10 protein-coding genes are annotated in these 17,648 nt (G+C 46.1%); 3 read left to right on the forward strand and 7 right to left on the reverse strand.

Annotation, left to right across the window (positions count from 1 at the left end):
• Positions 1 to 123 precede the first annotated feature (123 nt).
• Genes recC through recD form a run of 3 tightly spaced genes read left to right on the forward strand, consistent with a single transcriptional unit; the run spans position 124 to position 9,487 of the window.
• Complete coding sequence (gene recC, locus FLM48_RS11970; protein ID WP_179024792.1) at positions 124 to 3,741, forward strand: exodeoxyribonuclease V subunit gamma; 3,618 nt, start codon at positions 124 to 126, stop codon at positions 3,739 to 3,741.
• Positions 3,741 to 7,520 carry an exodeoxyribonuclease V subunit beta gene (gene recB / locus FLM48_RS11975; RefSeq protein ID WP_179024793.1) on the forward strand — a complete coding sequence of 1,260 codons (3,780 nt, stop codon included), beginning with the start codon at positions 3,741 to 3,743 and terminating at the stop codon, positions 7,518 to 7,520. Before recC ends, recB begins: the two co-directional genes overlap by 1 nt.
• Positions 7,517 to 9,487, forward strand: coding sequence for an exodeoxyribonuclease V subunit alpha (gene recD, locus FLM48_RS11980; RefSeq protein ID WP_179024794.1), 1,971 nt, complete (start codon positions 7,517 to 7,519; stop codon positions 9,485 to 9,487). Before recB ends, recD begins: the two co-directional genes overlap by 4 nt.
• Positions 9,488 to 9,569: 82 nt before the next feature.
• On the opposite strand, the gene FLM48_RS11985 is transcribed toward recD, so the two are convergent.
• The 7 genes from FLM48_RS11985 to FLM48_RS12015 form a co-directional block, all read right to left on the reverse strand.
• Entirely contained in the window at positions 9,570 to 10,643 is a 1,074-nt protein-coding gene (locus tag FLM48_RS11985) for a bifunctional transcriptional activator/DNA repair enzyme AdaA (protein WP_179024795.1), read from the reverse strand.
• A 101-nt stretch (positions 10,644 to 10,744) separates the two neighbouring features.
• On the reverse strand, positions 10,745 to 11,449 hold the full coding sequence (locus tag FLM48_RS11990) for an aspartate/glutamate racemase family protein (protein WP_179024796.1): 705 nt from the start codon (positions 11,447 to 11,449) through the stop codon (positions 10,745 to 10,747).
• Positions 11,450 to 11,478: 29 nt separating this feature from the next.
• Positions 11,479 to 12,630, reverse strand: a complete 1,152-nt coding sequence (locus FLM48_RS11995) for a serine hydrolase (RefSeq protein ID WP_179024797.1) — start codon at positions 12,628 to 12,630, stop codon at positions 11,479 to 11,481.
• A gap of 305 nt (positions 12,631 to 12,935) precedes the next feature.
• Positions 12,936 to 15,095 (reverse strand): glycoside hydrolase family 16 protein, encoded by a 2,160-nt coding sequence (locus FLM48_RS12000; protein WP_179024798.1) that lies wholly within the window; start codon positions 15,093 to 15,095, stop codon positions 12,936 to 12,938.
• A gap of 522 nt (positions 15,096 to 15,617) precedes the next feature.
• On the reverse strand, positions 15,618 to 16,262 hold the full coding sequence (locus tag FLM48_RS12005) for a DUF4386 family protein (RefSeq protein WP_179024799.1): 645 nt from the start codon (positions 16,260 to 16,262) through the stop codon (positions 15,618 to 15,620).
• Positions 16,263 to 16,352: 90 nt separating this feature from the next.
• Positions 16,353 to 16,748 carry a GFA family protein gene (locus FLM48_RS12010; RefSeq protein ID WP_179024800.1) on the reverse strand — a complete coding sequence of 132 codons (396 nt, stop codon included), beginning with the start codon at positions 16,746 to 16,748 and terminating at the stop codon, positions 16,353 to 16,355.
• Between the two features lie 362 nt (positions 16,749 to 17,110).
• Positions 17,111 to 17,458: a hypothetical protein gene (locus FLM48_RS12015; RefSeq protein WP_179024801.1), complete on the reverse strand. Its 348-nt coding sequence runs from the start codon at positions 17,456 to 17,458 to the stop codon at positions 17,111 to 17,113.
• Positions 17,459 to 17,648 lie beyond the last annotated feature (190 nt).

A 17,648-nucleotide genomic window follows, 5' to 3' on the forward strand; every position in this document is an offset into this window, starting at 1 on the left:
GCAAATCAATAGATTTACTGATTAGACAATAGACTTCATAAACTAAACCCATACAATAGGTTAAAGCACTCGTTTCGCGTACATTCAGCGCAGTATTTATTCCGCGCCGTAAAAAGGACAACCATGCTATATCTCGTACAATCGAACCAGATGGAGCAGCTAGCAAAGCAGCTCTCTGCAGCCTTGCAAACCCGGCACCCTGATATGCCAACACTGATGCAAGAGCAAATTTTGGTACAAAGTCCCGGGATGTCGACATGGTTACGTCTTCAAATTGCTGCGCATAATGGCATTGCGGCTGGAGTTGAGTTCCCACTGCCATCAAGCTTTATTTGGCAGCTTTGTCATCAACTATTACATGATGTACCAAAAGAGAATGCTTTTACCAAAGCGGCCATGACCTGGAAATTAATGGAGCTATTGCCGCAACTATTGGATAAGCCCGAATTCGCCCCATTGGCTGACTACTTAGCCAGCCAACAAGCCGAACCCACAAGCAATGCCGAGCGCAACCGGCAACAGCAGTTAGCGGCGCTTAAGTCTTATCAATTGTGCGGCCAAATTGCTGATATTTTTGACCAGTATCTCGTTTACCGACCTGACTGGATATCGGCCTGGGAGCAACAAGATGAACAGACAATTAAGCTGTCCGCTGCCCAAGCATGGCAACCAATCCTATGGCGGGCGCTCATCGATTTTAATCAGCACACTTTAGGCCAAAGCCAATATCACCGCGCCAATTTGCACCAAGCGCTGTTTGATGCATTAGACGATCCAGCTCAGTCACTTGCTGGACTTCCCAAACGGCTATTTGTGTTTGGTATCTCATCGATGGCACCGCAAACATTGGACGTACTTTATCATCTGGCTAAACGTATCGATGTTGTGATGTTTAATCTCAGCCCGTGTCAGCACTACTGGGGGGATATTGTCGACCCTAAAGTACGCGCACGCATGGCGGTGACCTTCGCAAATAAATATCAGTTAAGTGAACGCTGGGAAGAAAAATTGGAGGTGGGCAACCCTATTTTAGCCAATAACGGTAAAATGGGACGTGAACTACTCGATCTTATTTTAGAGCTACCTGAAGCGCATACCAATTTTAATTTTGAATCCTACCAAGCACCCGCTGGTGACAGCCTACTCAGTGGGATTCAAGATGATATATTACAGCTATCCACTCGCGGTGAAACCTTAGGACCCGATACCAAACTCTACCTCAGCGTATCAGGTCGTCGTATACTCACCGACACCGATGATTCCTTAACTCTACGCAGCTGTCATAGCCCACTGCGAGAAGTAGAAACACTGCACGACCATCTACTCGATATGTTGTCTCGACATGCTAATGATGAACAGCCTCTGCGGCCAAAAGACATTGTGATCATGATGCCTGATGTGGCGAGTTACGCCCCATACATCGACGCGGTATTTGGCGCAAAACAAGGGCAGCATTATATCCCCTATGCAATTGCAGACAGAGGCGCCGCGCAGGAATCACCACTCATTAACAGCTTCTTGCATTTGCTTGCCATCAATCAAAGTCGATTCTCGTTGAGCGAACTGCTGGGTATTTTAGAAGTCCCCGCCGTGTTGCGCCGCTTTGATATCGATATTGATGAGCTAGCATTACTGCGCCGCTGGTTAGAAGAAGCGGGCGTACGTTGGGGGCGCGACAGTCAAAGCCGCCGCGAATATACCCTACCGGAGTTTGAACAAAACTCATGGACCTTTGGTATTAAACGGCTGATTCTAGGCTACAGCTTCAGTGATAGCAGCGATATTTATCAAGATAGCTTGCCCTTTGATGGTATCGAAGGCCAATCCGCCCAAGCGCTGGGGAAATTGCTCAACTTCATTGAAACTATTGATCACTATAAAGAAGCCTTGGCCGAACAATGCATGATATCCACTAGGGTCAGCCAACTCACCGAGTTGCTTGACGCACTTTATGATGTCGATGAGCAAGAGTTAATTCAGCTGCAAACCATTCGCGAGGCGATCAGTAAGTTAGAGCAAGAAATAGAAGACGCTGGGCATACCAGTCCGTTACCGATCGAGATTGTACAAAACTGGTTTAAACGCACGTTAAGTGAGTCCCGTGTAGGCCAGCGATACCTTGCAGGTAGCGTTAACTTTTGTACCCTAATGCCAATGCGCTCTATTCCCTTCAAACTGGTCTGCTTACTGGGTATGAACGATGGTGTTTACCCCAGAACACAGCATCCGGTGGGGTTTGATCTTGTGGCGCAACATGGCCCACGCAAAGGCGATCGTTCGCGCCGATTAGACGACAGATACCTATTTTTAGAAGCCCTTCTTAGTGCCCGGCAACAACTTTATATTAGCTACATAGGTAATAGCGAGCGCGACAATTCAGAACGTATCGCGTCAATGTTGGTTTCTGAGCTGATTGAGTATTGTCAGCTTTGTTACCTACCCCAAGCCTTTGCAGCTTTGACCGACGACAGTGTGACACCGCAAGATATTGATGCCATTGAAGCCGCAATCAAAACCAAACTTATTAAGCACCAACCACTGCAACCCTTTGATGAGCGGTTATTTTTAAATACTGACAGCCGCGACAACCAGGCCCACTCAGCTGCCAAAGAGGTGCAATTAAGCCACTCTAATCAGTGGTGCCCAGCAGCAATCAATAACTACTCAGACGGGACAAGCGATCCCAGTACCAGTACCAGTACCAAAGGCAAATTTATAACTAAGGCGTTAACCTGGCAAGAGATGCAAAGCCCACTTGCCGGCGATGTGACCGCCGATCAAATTGAAGTCGAGCTTTCAGCCCTTATACGTTTTTTCCGCAATCCTGCTCAGTACTTCTTTAATCGCGCCTTAAAGTTAGATCTTAACCTCAATATCCAGCAAGACGATAACGATGAGCCGTTTGATATTAATCCATTGGGTCGCTATCAAATCCAATCTACTTTAATCGAAGATGCCATCGCCCGTAGCGAACCCCAGCCCAATGCCAGCTTGCTAGCACAGCTTAAAAAGGCTGGACACCTGCCCTTAGCCCCTTTTGATGAGTTGTTGTTAGATAAATACCTGCACGACATTAAGCCGCTAATCGGCCGCACCTTGTATTTAAAGGGCGAGCAAAGTCATAACCTGACCATTAGCCTGCCTTTGGCCACGCAGCCAGCGGTCACCTTAGTGGGTCGCATCGATGACATCAGTGCTAAAGGGCTAGTCAATCATAGGCCCGGTACCGCCAATGGCCGCGATCTTATTCGAGTATACCTGCGTCATCTTTGCATTTGTGCCATGGGCAGCCAAGCCAGTGCTAAAGCCAGTTACTTGCTTGATATTGGTCATTTCCATAGCTTCGCAACTATCACTGCAGCCCAAGCTCAGCAACAGTTAACCCTGTGGCTGCAGTACTTTATTGATGGGCAGGCAGCACCTTTACTGTTTATGCCACGTACGGCTTTAGCCTATGTTGAAGCAGAAGGCGATCACCAAGAAAAACTGCTGAGTGCCCAAAGTCAGTGGCAAGATGAACAAACTGGCCTAGGTGAAGGATACGAGCCGCATTTTCAGCGACTGTTTACTTTCCCCGATGATTTTACTGAAACTGAATTTGGCACCACTGCGCAGCAACTGCTGCAACCACTGCTAAGCCTTTATCACAAAGGTAAACTTGATGAACTTGCCGATTTTGTTGAAGCTGCCAGTGATAACGCTTTAGCTGAAACTGCAGCCACAGCGCAGGAGGCGCGCTAATGTCACATCCTCAAATAGGCGATGCGCAAACGGTGCAAACACTCGATACCCTAACCTTACCGTTTGGCGGCAATCGGCTGATTGAAGCCAGTGCCGGTACAGGAAAAACCTACACCATTTCGGGGTTATACCTGCGCCTGTTGCTCGGTCATGATATAGAACAGCCACTGAGCTGTGAGCAGATATTGGTGGTGACCTTTACCAATGCGGCAACGGGCGAGTTACGCGATCGTATTCGCAGTAAGATTCAGCTCGCCTATCGACGCTTTATCGGTTTAACGGTACAAGATGAACTCATTAACCAATTGTACGACGCTACCCTACCAGAGCACCGTGCCAACAGCTTGCGTTATTTAGATTTAGCACTCAAATCCCTCGATGAAGCCGCCATCTATACCATCCATGGGTTTTGTCAGCGTATCTTGGCTGATATGGCCTTCGAGTCTTCTTTGCTGTTTGAGTCTGAATTTGTCTTAGATGATGGCGAGTATCTGCATCATGCCGTACGTGATTTCTGGCGAGAAGCCTGCTATCCGCTACCTAAATACATTGCAGCGGTAATTCAAAAGCAATTTGCCGATCCCGATGCGTTAAGTAAACAGCTACGGGCACTGATTGGCGCCAATCAGGCGCAAGCAAAACCTAAGCCGGTAAGCTTTACTAAAGCCAGCGAACAGCTCAGTCAATGTTTAAGCCGCCTGCAACTGATTTGGCCGCGAGAGAAAGCTGCCACCGAAGCCTTACTCCACAGCTTGCCGCTTAACGGTACTCGCTTTGGTAAAAAAGCCGATAACTATCCTAAGTTAGCCGCCATGTTTGACAATATGGACAACTGGGTTGCCAATACTCAAGCCGCTGGTCAGCTCAGCCTGCCCGCCACTAAAACCTTAGAAGGACTGGCACTATCTGGATTAAAGCTCAATAAAGGTGGCGAAATCCCAAGTGTCAATGATGCGCCACTGCTGGCACATATTGACAATCTATTGGGTTACATCAATGGGCTAATCCCCAGTTTTTTATACGCTGCCAGAGCCGGAATATCCCAGCGTTTTTATGCAGATAAACAGCAGCGTAACCTTATGTCGCCGGATGATCTCCTCCTCACGCTATCGGGTGCGTTAACTCAGTCAAGCGAGGCAAGCGGGAGCAATCGGTTAGCTCAAAGCATCGCTAAGCGTTTTCCGGTGGGGTTAATTGATGAATTCCAAGATACCGATCCGCTGCAGTTTAATATTTTTAACAGCATATACAGCCAAACCGCTGTGATAGAAGCTCAGCCAAGCCAAGGCGGTAGCAGCGACAACAGCATAGAAAACAGCCAAACCGGCAAGCTCAGTTTGCTAATGATTGGCGATCCCAAACAAGCCATTTATGCATTTCGCGGCGCAGATATCCACACCTATATTAATGCCCGTCAGCAAACTGCCGAGCGTTATAGCTTAGACACCAACTACCGCTCAAGCGCGCGTATGGTTCAAGCGGTCAATCAGTTATTTAGTTTGCGCGACGACCCGTTTATTAACCAAGCTATTCCGTTCGATTCGGTTAAATCAGCTCCCAACGCGGCCAGCAAATGCTTAACCGATTCAAGCGGTCTGCAAAGTGCATTAAGGGTGAGAGTGCTAAGTGAAGATGAGGAAGTCGGGCTTAACAAAACCACGGCAAGACAGCATATCGGTAATGATGTCGCCGATGAAATTACCCGTTTGCTCAACGAAGCAGCCCAAGGCGCCTGCTATCATGGCCACAGCGATGCTGCGAACAAACGCGCGCTGGTTGCCAAAGATATTGCGGTTTTAGTGCGTGATCGTCATGAAGCCCAGGTCATTAGGGATGCACTGCGCAAGCGTAATATTGGCTCGGTGTTTTTAAGCCGCGATAGTGTATTTGACACCGTTGAAGCCAAAGAGCTGGCGTTACTGCTCACCGCCATGGCCAATCCTAAAGATGAACGCGCACTGCGCAGCGCCTTAGCGACGTCATTGCTGGGTTATGATGCACAAGCAATCCATAATTTTAATCAAGATGAAGAAGTCAGGCAGACTTTACTGAGTCAATTTGCCGACCTGCACCAACTGTGGTTAAAGCGCGGTGTTATGCCTGCACTACTGAGCATGGCGAGTATCACTAAGCTTATCGAGCGGGTACTACAAAGCCCCGATGGTGAACGGCGTTTAACGGATTTTCGTCACTTAGGTGAATTATTGCAGCAAAAATCCACCGAAATAGACGGAATTAGTGCGTTACTCAACTGGTATGAACAAGCCCTGCTTGAAAATAATGGCAATGAAGAAGCGCAACTGCGTTTAGAGAGCGAACAAAACTTAGTACAAATCGTCACCATTCATAAAAGTAAGGGGCTGGAATACCCGCTGTGCTTTGTGCCCTTTGTCAGCCTCAGTCGTGACAGCCGCCGTAAACCCTCGCCCATGTTGTATCACCAAGATAACCAGTTAATTTGGGATATTGAGCAAACAGACGATGGCTGGGCATTGAATAAACAGGAAGCCTTAGCCGAAGATCTACGCTTGCTGTATGTTGCCCTCACCCGCCCAGTACTGGGTTGTTACCTGTATATTGCAAACCACAGCAGAGTGACCAAACGGGCAGGCATCAATAGTCAGTTACATCAAACAGCAATCGGATACTTGTTAGGTATCAACGATAAAAACTGTGATGCTTTACAGCTTGATACCGCTGTACAAACGCTGGCAAGCGATGCTATCAGTGTTGCGCCGCTTCAGCTTGTAGATGCTTTTAGCCAGCCGCAGGTATTAATTGAAACTGACCTAAGCCCAACGCAGCTTCAACCGGTAGCTGTTAGTTATCAAATTGGCACCCCGTGGCGAGTAGGCAGCTATTCAGGATTAGTGAAAAACCTCCCCCACGAACACATTAGTGTCGGTGCCGGCGATGAACAATTTCCAGAAACTGAAATCATTGAAGACCGTCAAGACGATTGTTTAGATAGATTCAGTTTTGAGCGTGGCGCTAACGCTGGTAGCTTCATGCACTTAGTGCTAGAGCTTATTGACTTTACCCAAACGCAACAGCAGTTACCTGAGCAGCTGCCCATAGCCATGCAGCGCTACGGCATTGCAGAGCAGTGGTATACGCCATTGCTCAATTGGTATAACGATATTATTCACACACCGCTTATCAGTGCGCACTCAACGGTCAGCCCGCGCCTTGCCGATATTAGCGATTCACAACGTATTGTTGAGATGGAATTTTATCTGCCGCTGTCGCGACTCACCGCGACAGCGCTCAATCGGTTGCTTAAGCAATACGGTTATAGCGAGCAACTTAACTTTGATGACTTAACTGGCATGCTAAAAGGCTTTATCGATTTAACTTTTGAATACCAAGGTCAGTTCTATATCGCCGATTATAAGTCTAACCACTTAGGCAGTCAGTTTAGTCACTACCAGCACCAATACATGGGCGCGGCGATTGCTTCACACCGCTATGACTTGCAGTACATCATCTACACCGTTGCCCTGCACCGCTACCTAAAGCTTAGGGTGCCTGGCTACCAGTACGATACGCATATCGGCGGCTGTTATTATCTATTTTTACGCGGCATGTCGTGTCAGCAGCCCCAAGCTGGGGTATTTTTTGACAGGCCTGATCGCCAGTTAATCTTAGCCATTGACCAACTTTTTGAAGTCGGCGATCACGCGAACGACCCACATAATTCAAATAGTGATACCGCCCCCAATGACACTAACAACGGGCAAGCTCAGTTAGAGCAAGCACAAACGGAGCTGCCTTTATGATAACCCTACAAGCACCGCTAGACAGTTTATTGAAACAATGGGAATCGGAGCGTTTGCTCACCGCATTAGACCGCCACTTCGCGCTGCAAATGCGGGCGCTACATGATGACAGCGACCCATTGTTTGAAGTCATTTGCGCGCTACTAAGCCGGCAGCTATCTCAGCAACACACCTGTTTACCGCTCGCTTTTATTGACTTTGCCAACCCATTTGCAGAGCAGCGTAGTCAATGCCAAATACAGGTTAACTTAGCTGAGTTAACCGAGCAGCTGAGCCGCTACCAAGCGGTGAGTTTGGCCAGCGACAATCAGCAAACGCCATTGGTGCTCGATGGTCAATATTTGTACCTGCAGCGTTATTATCAGTTTGAAATGGATGTCAGCCACACCCTCAATCGGTTGGCATCTGCGCCAGTAGCAGTGGAAAACCAAGCACAACTGCGCACGCAACTAGGATTACTGTTTGCTGCTAGCGATCAACAATACGACTGGCAAAAAATTGCTACCGCCACCGCTTTTAACCGACAACTGGCGGTTATTACGGGTGGACCGGGAACCGGTAAGACCACTACCGTCACTAAACTGCTGTTTTTATTGGCTCAGCATCAAGATATCGATATCAAATTGGTCGCCCCCACAGGCAAAGCAGCAGCAAGGTTAAGCGAGTCGATAAAAGCATCAAAAGCACGCTTACTGACTGAGTTGGCCAGTTACGGCCACCTATTCGAACTGGAAAAGATGGCCGCGGTACCCGAAGATGCAGCCACTTTACATCGGCTATTAGGGGTAATTCCCAACTCACATCAATATCGCCACCATAAAGACAATCACCTGCGTCTTGATTTACTGGTGATTGATGAAGCATCTATGGTGGATCTTCCTATGATGCACAAAGTGCTGCAAGCCCTGCCAGCCCATGCAAGGCTAATTTTACTTGGCGATCAAGACCAATTAGCCTCGGTGGAAGCTGGCGCGGTACTCGCAGATATTTGTGCAGGTTTAAAACAATCCTACACCGATGAACAAGGTCAGCAGCATAATTATTGGCAGATGCGATACAGCAGTGAACAGGCGCAATATTTATCCCATGTCACTGAAACCAACCTCAATGATTTTGTCCATGATGAGCCCAAACTAGGAGACAGCCTGTGTATGTTAATGCACAGCCATCGATTTAAAGGCGATGCTGGTATTGGTCAACTCGCGGGCGCGGTTAACCAAGCCAATTTAGCAGCGATTATGCAAGTATGGCAGCGCGGCTATGCTGAGCTATTGTGGATTGAGCATCAACAGCAAAATGATATCAACTTAGGCTTACAGCAGATCCAATCTCAGGCAGTAGCGCAATATGGCCACTACTTGCAGCAGATACAACAAGCCACTGGCGGTGAAGATAATGGGGTTGATGTCAGTGAAATTATCGATAGCTATAACCAATATCGGTTGCTATGTGCCATGCGCGTCGGTGAATACGGTGTCGAAGGCATCAACCAAACCATTACCCAGGCACTAAAACAGGCCAAATTAATTGAGCCCAATCAAGAGTTCTATGCAGGCCGACCTGTGATCATTCAAAGTAATGATTACAACTTGGGATTATTTAATGGTGATATTGGATTAATCATTGCCGACAGTGCCCACAGCGAACATCGCCTTATGGCGCATTTTGTTCAAGCAGATGGCAGTGTGTTGAAAGTGCTGCCAGCAAGGTTACCAAAACACGATACCTGTTTTGCGATGACCGTGCATAAAAGCCAAGGTAGTGAATTTCAGCAGGTGGCGCTAGTATTGCCGCCAAAGCCAAGCGTAGCCCAGCAAAGCTTGTTAACCAAAGAGCTTATCTACACCGCCATTACCCGGGCTAAACAACATTTTACCTGTCTAGGTAGCCAACAAGTGTTTGAACGTGCTTGCCTGCAAGCCACCAAACGATCATCTGGATTAGCAATGCGTTTATGGTCAAACTAACGCTGATTCACATCAAGCCTGCCGCGTAATACGGCAGGCGGCTGATTTAGCAAGACAGTGACTTTAATGATGTATTTTAGCCTTAGTTAGCACCATTGAGCTCAGCGGCAAAACGCGCTTCATGTTCCAGTAACCACTTTTTACGCGGCAAGCCGCCGCCATATCCTGTTAATGACCCATCCTTACCTATCACCCTATGGCAAGGGATCACGATAGAGATGCGGTTTAAACCATTCGCCGAAGCGACGGCGCGAACTGCCTTAGGATTGTTTATCTTTTCAGCCTGCTGTTGATAGGATGCCGTGGTGCCATAGTCAATTGTCTGTAAACACTGCCATACTTGCTGCTGAAACTCTGTACCTGGCGTGTCGAGTGGCACGCTAAACTGACACCGTTTGCCAGCAAAGTACTCGCTGAGCTGTTGTTTAAGCTGTTTTATATGTTGATTTTCACCCATCAGAATTTGTGCATTTAGGCGCTTTTGCAGGTCTTTAAACTCGGTTTCCAACATGCGTCTGTCAACAAACTCGAGTAAACACACCCCCTTGTCTGTCGCGCACACAAACATAGGCCCAATGGGTGTGGTTAAGCGGCTGATTAATATAATCTGTTTATCCGCTTTGGTTTTAGGTGAGTGCCCTACCACTTGCTTGTAGGTATAGCCAAAGCCACTGAGTGAATTAAACCCTGCATTAAAAGCGGTATCAGTGGCCGTGTTGCCCTTTTTGAGCTCTTCAAAGGCGGTATTGATGCGGTACATACGCTGATAGGTTTGAAATGTCATACCGTAATGCTGCTTAAACCACCGCCTAACAAATTCTGGGGCAATGCCCTGTTCACGCAAATGCTGATCGGTCACTTTATGCTTTAAATCAGCTTTTACCAGCATAATCGCTTGTTCAACTTGTTTAGGTGCAGCCTGCGCATTTTCTGTGGGTTTGCAGATTTTACAAGGACGATAACCTGCATCTAACGCTTCTTTAAACTGCGTATAAAACTCAACATTTTGTAATTTGGGCTTGCGAGCACGGCAGGTCGCAATGCAAAAGATTGAGGTGGTTTTCACCCCGACATAAAAAGTGCCTACATAGCTAGGTTCACGATTAATGAGGGCATCATAATAGGTGGAAATAGTTTGCTGCTCGGTAATTAACATAGTTTTTGCCATCAACACTAAGGGTTAAAGCCACGGTAACGTGTACAACAATTTTGTGGCAACCGAAAATTGAACAAGTATTTTTTATTTTTATAATTCAGTTAATTAGTCCCTTTACTCAGCGCCCATGCCACGGCACTTTTGGCGTGAATTGCCGTGGTATCGTAAAGGGGAATGGATGTATCGGACTGAGCCACCAATAAACCAATTTCAGTACAGCCTAAAATAATTGCCTGAGCACCGCGCTTAACTAAATCATCAATAATCGCCAAATAAGCTCGCCTGTCTTCTGCTTTAACTTGCCCTTGGCACAGTGAGTCATAAATAACGTTATGAACTTGATCTATTTGTGCCTCGTTAGGTATTAGCACCTCCATTGCATAACCCTCAACAAGCCGCGACTTATAAAAGTCTTGTTCCATGGTAAAGCGTGTACCCAGTAAGCCAACACAATCGATACCGTCAGCTAGCAGCTGCTCAGCGGTGGCATCAGCAATGTGCAATAGTGGCAGCGCCACATTTTCAACCACCTCGTTGGCAACTTTATGCATGGTGTTCGTACAAATCAGCAATACCTCAGCACCACTTTTTTCCAGCGAGTGCGCCGCAGCGGCTAAGATTTTAGCTGCGCCTTGCCAATCATCTTGGTGTTGCAACTTAGCTATCTCGGCAAAATCAACACTGACTAAATGAACTTTAGCACTGTGTAAGCCACCTAACTGGTGTTTAACTTGCTGATTAATCAACTGATAGTACGTTTGGGTCGACTCCCAACTCATCCCGCCAATAAGGCCAATAGTACGCATCGGTGATCTCCGTTGATTAGGTCGCTAATTTAAAGCACTAGATTAGCCATATCGTTGGCTAAAGAAAAGGCACGATTTTTAGTCCCGAACGCGTTAGACATCGCGACACTGACTATCTGTTTATCAAGTAAAATCTGAAAGTGGACACTGGCGCCCGGTTGCGCTCCGCCATGTGAAATGACGGTGCCATGATCAGCACTGTGATAGACAAACCAACCTAAGCCATATAGATCGCTGCCATCATCGGGGCTAAGCGCTTGAGTAACATCTATCATTTGCTCAAGTGACGACCGTGATATCAGCTGATTATTGACAATGGCTTGACCAAATTTTAGTAGATCCTGAGCGCTACTTCGCACGCCACCTGCAGGGTAAATCACACTAAGATCGTTATAAGGGCCGCGCAAATAATAGTCGCTTATCTTTATGTAAAGTCGAGATTGACTTGCCAAAGGTTCATGCTCCAAAGAGGTGTGCTGCATGTCCGCAACTTGCCAAATATGGCGTTTAAGATAGTCATCAAAGTGAGTATTGCTGACATTTTCTATCACACTCCCAAGCAAGGTGTAACCAAAAGAGCTGTAAAGATATTGACTGCCAGGTTCGAAAACCAATTTGCGCTGTGTAATGCGCTCTACCGCTTCGTCAAGGCTTGCATAATGGCGCAGCGACAGTGCGTCTAGTTTGGAGGAATAATGAGGCACGCCAGCAGTGTGGTTCAGTAACTGCCTAATGGTAATAGCCGCATAACTTGTATTTAGCTGAGGTAGATACCGACCTATAGGATCATCAAGTCCCAGTAGACCCTGCTCTTTCAGCTGCATTATTGCGATAGCAGTCATCGGCTTAGTCACAGACGCGATGCGACTGATCGTATTTGGCGCAAACGGGATTAAATCGCGTTTATCGCGGTAGCCTGATGACGCTACAACCGTACCACAGCCTTGCCGATAGAACCCGGTACTCACCCCAACAAAGTCTGCCGATAGCATATACCTCTCTACTGCCAGCTCGACTTGTTGAGTCAGGTCGCTTTCTGCGACCTGGCAATCAAAACTATCGACACTACTCACCGTTGTCGCAGCCAACTGATGAAAAGGGTTTAGACCGAAGGGTTCTGCTAACCAAAATGCCAACGTCAGTAAAAATATGATGATAATACTGAAGGTCATCTTTAACATTAATTGATTCCGTTAGTTACATTAATTGACGGTAAGTACGAGCAACTTACGCTTACTAATGCCAACTTAAACCAATCTACTTGCTATAGCATCGGCAATCGGCATAATTGTTACAATTGAGCTTGCTATAAGCGGCTGATGCAACTATACCGGCCTGAAAACTAGCCTTGGTGGTGTTGGTAAAATTTAATGGATAGCGCCTAATGGCTAGCGATTAACGCCGTAGCATACAGCCCGGTAAGTACTGCCCTGTACCTACTGGCCTGTAGTTTCTCAAGTATCAATCTTACCTGTAGAAAGTGCTGTTACTCATGGGCCTCACTCATAGTGACATTATCAATACGATAAACAGCTCCTTCTCCTTCGCCCCACTTAGGAAACACCATCACCACATCTATCGCCGACACATCTAAGCCGGCTTCGGCCAATCCTTGAATCCCATAGGTGAAAGTCTGCCATTCAGTTGTTGGTGCCATGCCTTCATTAGATGAGGTTAATTCAAGCTCAACTGCTGTTGCAGCATTATTAGATTCAACCTTTAGCATCCATGGTGTGGTCGCATTTTGGGTAGCATTAACAATTTTCAAATCAAATTGCAGCACGCCATTATCTAGCAAGCTACTGGCATCAAATGGCAATCCACTGCCACCAAATTCGGGACGATTGATAAACCCCATCACCGTTGGCGTTGCACCAATACTAAATTGCGATACAACCCCATGCTCAGCATCATCTGATACGGTTTCAGGGCTAGTGCCACCACAGCAATCCCACAGCGGCCAATTAGGGTTAATATCATCGGCAAAAATCGTCAATGACACTGGCTCAGTTGTGGCTTCCGCATCGGCAATATTAACATTGCCCACAAGATACTCAGCCCCTTCGCCGGTGCCCCATGCAGGGAAAAACATCACCACATCAATGCCATTTAAATCTAGCCCTGCCGCGGCTAAATCACTTAACGCAAAGGTATAAGTCTGCCACTGACCAGCCGCAGGTGCCGCGCCTTCTTGGCTCGCTGTTAGCGCCAGTTCAACGGCAGTCGCTCCGCCATTGCTTTCAACTTTTACCAGCCATGTTGAGCTCGCATCGATAGGTTGAGATACAACTTTTAAATCAAAGCTTAACGTACCACTACTAACCAAAGGCGACGCATCAAAAGGTGAAGCCACGCCTTGTGGATCAGTGATAAATTCAGTGCGGCTAATAAAACCGTTAACTGTGGGCTCTGCGCCAACCATGAATTTGTACACCGCGCCCTTGTCTGCATCGTCAACCAGCTCAGGCGTCGAGCCACCACAGCAATCCCATGCTGGCCAATCAGGGTTAGCTGAGCCGTCAAAAATGGCTAAATCCCGTGCAATACCGTCGGATGGTGCAATAGCGGCTGGCGCTTTGCCTTCTACGAGCGCATCATCAAGGCTATCGTACCCATCCCGTAGCGTTTCACAGCCTGCGCCGGTCTCTAAGTCGGCTTCACACTGATACACTCGAACATAATCGATTTGGTAGGCATTGTTTTCATTAAAAGCGCTCGCGTCTATGCCGGTTTGGTTAACAGCTTCGGGCCAATTACCACCCACAGCAAAGTTAATCAGAATATGAAACTTTTGATCGAATGGCTCATTGCCTAGCACCACATTTCTGTCACCTGTGGCCGTATCAAGTAGTTCGGTAAACCAGCCTTTGTGCGCAAGCCCCACTGCTTGCTCATCTTCATTGTAAACAACTTGGGTTTTTCTTTGGGTAGCATACAAATAATCGTCAACATACCAACGGATCTCGCCTTCTTGCCACTCTACTGCATAGGTGTGAAAATCATCTGCCGGATTAGCGTTGTTATCTAATAGGTATTCTTTGCCTGAATATTCATTGTTTGGCCATGGACGACCGTAATGAAGCGTGCCGTGCAAGTGCGCCTCTTCAATACCATCAGCATCGGTAACTTTGAGGTTAACCGCTTCCATCACATCGATTTCACCCGATAGTGGCCAGGTACCATACACATTGTCAGTGGGTAACAACCAAAACGCTGGCCAACTGCCCTGTCCACTGGGTAATTTAGCGCGCATTTCAAAGCGACCATATTTAAAATCAGCCTTATCTTTAGTCACTAGCCTTGCCGAGGTAAACGGCTTGTCGGCCCCAGCAGCTGCGTTAAGCGCAACAATATTTAGCATGCCATCGGTAACAAAAGAATTTTCAGCTTCTGCGGTATAACATTGGGCTTCGTTATTACCGCCGCCATCACAATTCACTTCATGAGTCCATTTACTATCGTCGATGCTGCTACCATCAAATTCATCGCTCCATGCTAACGTCCAGCCTGGCGTAGGGGCTGGTGTAGAAACTGGCGGCGTATCAGTAGCTTGTTCGGTAACCGAATCGGAGTCATTACACCCAGCTAGCGCTATCACTATCGCGCTAGCGGTGAAGTATTTGAGTGCGCACGAACTTTTTTTCATTATTTGAGCCTCAATTGGGTACTTAAATTCAAAAGGTTTGATGACCCCAAACACCTGTAAGCGCTTACATCAAATCCACACAAAAAGCGCCAACTCCAAATGTAAGCGCTTACATTCGAATCTAAATGACCAAATAACAAAGATCAATCACTTTATTTACAATTTTATTACACAAGAGACGTTAAAAAGATGGAAAGCCTTTGGTGATAAGCAGTTACTAATATAGATGGTGAGAAATTATTTTTGATGTGAAGCTATTAAACCGATCTAAATTGGTCATGATTCGCTACTAACTTGGCTAAACTTTAACCGCGTGTCGATTGAAAGCGTAATGATTTTACTTGTGAGTTATCACTAATATGCTGAATCATTTTGCTAAAAAAACCACTGAATAAACGCGCTAATACAAGGTACTAAAACAGTCTCCTAATGCAAAGTACTGATACAAGTTACTGAACAGAGTGCTACAGCATGTGCAATATTAGCCACCCCCTCCCCTTATCGAGCGGTGTTTACCTCTTGTCAGGGTTTACTCGGTTTCAACATAACCATGCCAAGCCATGCAAACCAAATGATCTGGCTTATACCAAATATTTCAGTGAGCACTTGGGCAGGGTACATAGTCGCAATCCCTGCACTGCCAACAAAAATACCAAAATAGTTAAGCAGTTTCGGTAACTGCGAACCTTTTAGTGCAGCAAAGCTCAACAACACCACCCAAAGACCACCCACAACCTCGTTGCCCCCGCCTAGGCCTTCTACCACTGAGTATATGGCGCGCCATATTATCATCGCCTGCTCAGCATCCTCAGTCGACAAATCCAAGGCCGTCGCTAGGCCAATATTTGCAATCATGCCACTGGCAATTACTAAAGCCACCCAAATTATGCCAAATATGGCAGCTAGCTGTGACAGGATTGGACTACGCTCATTCAAGCGATGATAAAGCGCCAACACTAATACGGCTAAAAGCACGCCAAACATGACATACATGACCAGATTGACAATAGAAAACGCCAGCTGATTTTCTGCTAGATAGGCAAATTGCATCGCTGTATCCGCACCGGCTGGATAATGCCAAAACAGGCCAAAAAAAAGAAAAGCGGATACGTAAATAACCGATTCTAAAAGCGCTGCAATACCGCCTATTCTTTGCAAATTATTCACAACTGACCTCTGTGTTAATGAGAATTTTATACACAATGCTAAGCACTGCATCTGCTTGCCAATTCAGTTTACCAGTAGCTGTGATGACGATTACCTGTCAGCTGGGTGATGCACGCCATCTACAGTAACAATGTCGCCCAAATCAAAAGGGTTAACGCCCTCTAGGCAACCAATATTAAAACCAAATAAATTAGGATTTGAACGGCGACGATGATGAGTATAAATACCACAGTTGGAGCAAAAATAGTGCTCAGCCGTATTGGTATTGAACTGATATAACTTCAGCACATCAGCGCCCTTGACGACACGTAATCCACTGAGTGCTACAGAGCCAACAATTGCGCCTTTTCTTCGGCAAATAGAGCAATCACAGCGCCTAGGGTTTTCTACCCCTTTGGGTAAAGTAAGCTCCAACACGACAGCCCCACAATGGCAGCTAGCCTTATGTTTCAGCTGAATCTCAGTATTTCCAATCACTTTAAACATCCCTGCAGTATCTCCTAGCTTGTTGACCAATGGTATAGACTCCTCTTACCAAATGGTCGATATGTGCCACATAAAAATTGCAAATTTGATCAAGTGGAGTCTATATATCCTAAATTAAAGCAATTGACTTCGATTCTGGAAATCGGTTTCTAACATTTACGATGTCGATGACCAAGGTAATACAAACTCAATAAATCAGTCTAAATAATACTTAACAATGGCTAGCTATCGTTACTTTCTACAAGCTAATTAAAGCCTGAATGTAAAGCGGAGAATAGATTCTCTGATATTAGTATGTCACAACTAAGCAAAAGGCGTTTCCATATACCTAGCGAGTAAATTTTCCAAGATAGGTTACGATTTCAAATACTTACTGATACGTTATTTTCTTCGTATACCTTCCAGTGTTTTACAAGCTTTATTTGTAAAATGATAGATAACGTTACAGAAACAGGCGTGCCCAAAAAGAAGCGCTCGATTGAACCTAAATCTACAGCACCGCCAAGCATTGCATGAACATAAAGTGCAAAAAAAGATAAATTCTCGACCAAGCTAAATAAACCTAGTCCAACTAAAGTAAGAAAAATAAAAAACAAAAAACTACTTTTAATAGCTCTCCATTGAATTAAAACGATTACTGCCGCAGATAGCACCGGAGAAAATTTAACGAATATGAAAATAGATGTAAAAATCGCAAAAACCTCAGCCAAACTAAACTCCCTAAAAATTTTAAACGTTCACATAACTGACTATGAGATAAAAACATCCAGCCATTATTAATCAACAACATAGCAAATTTACATAGCGCCTCTCAATAGCTAGTCATTTCATAACTCAGCTTGCCGTAAACTTAAAAATAACCTGCCATTATTAATCATAAAATCAATTAGATTCCCCAAT

The organism is Shewanella sp. Scap07, assembly GCF_013394145.1.
GTDB classification, from domain to species: Bacteria; Pseudomonadota; Gammaproteobacteria; order Enterobacterales; family Shewanellaceae; genus Shewanella; species Shewanella waksmanii.

Bases quoted from the DNA above. Each gene is read 5' to 3' on its own strand.
- recC (WP_179024792.1), top strand. From the start codon at position 124: ATGCTATATCTCGTACAATCGAACCAGATGGAGCAGCTAGCAAAGCAG.
- recB (WP_179024793.1), top strand. From the start codon at position 3,741: ATGTCACATCCTCAAATAGGCGATGCGCAAACGGTGCAAACACTCGAT.
- recD (WP_179024794.1), top strand. From the start codon at position 7,517: ATGATAACCCTACAAGCACCGCTAGACAGTTTATTGAAACAATGGGAA.
- FLM48_RS11985 (WP_179024795.1), bottom strand. From the start codon at position 10,643: ATGTTAATTACCGAGCAGCAAACTATTTCCACCTATTATGATGCCCTC.
- FLM48_RS11990 (WP_179024796.1), bottom strand. From the start codon at position 11,449: ATGCGTACTATTGGCCTTATTGGCGGGATGAGTTGGGAGTCGACCCAA.
- FLM48_RS11995 (WP_179024797.1), bottom strand. From the start codon at position 12,630: ATGTTAAAGATGACCTTCAGTATTATCATCATATTTTTACTGACGTTG.
- FLM48_RS12000 (WP_179024798.1), bottom strand. From the start codon at position 15,095: ATGAAAAAAAGTTCGTGCGCACTCAAATACTTCACCGCTAGCGCGATA.
- FLM48_RS12010 (WP_179024800.1), bottom strand. From the start codon at position 16,748: ATGTTTAAAGTGATTGGAAATACTGAGATTCAGCTGAAACATAAGGCT.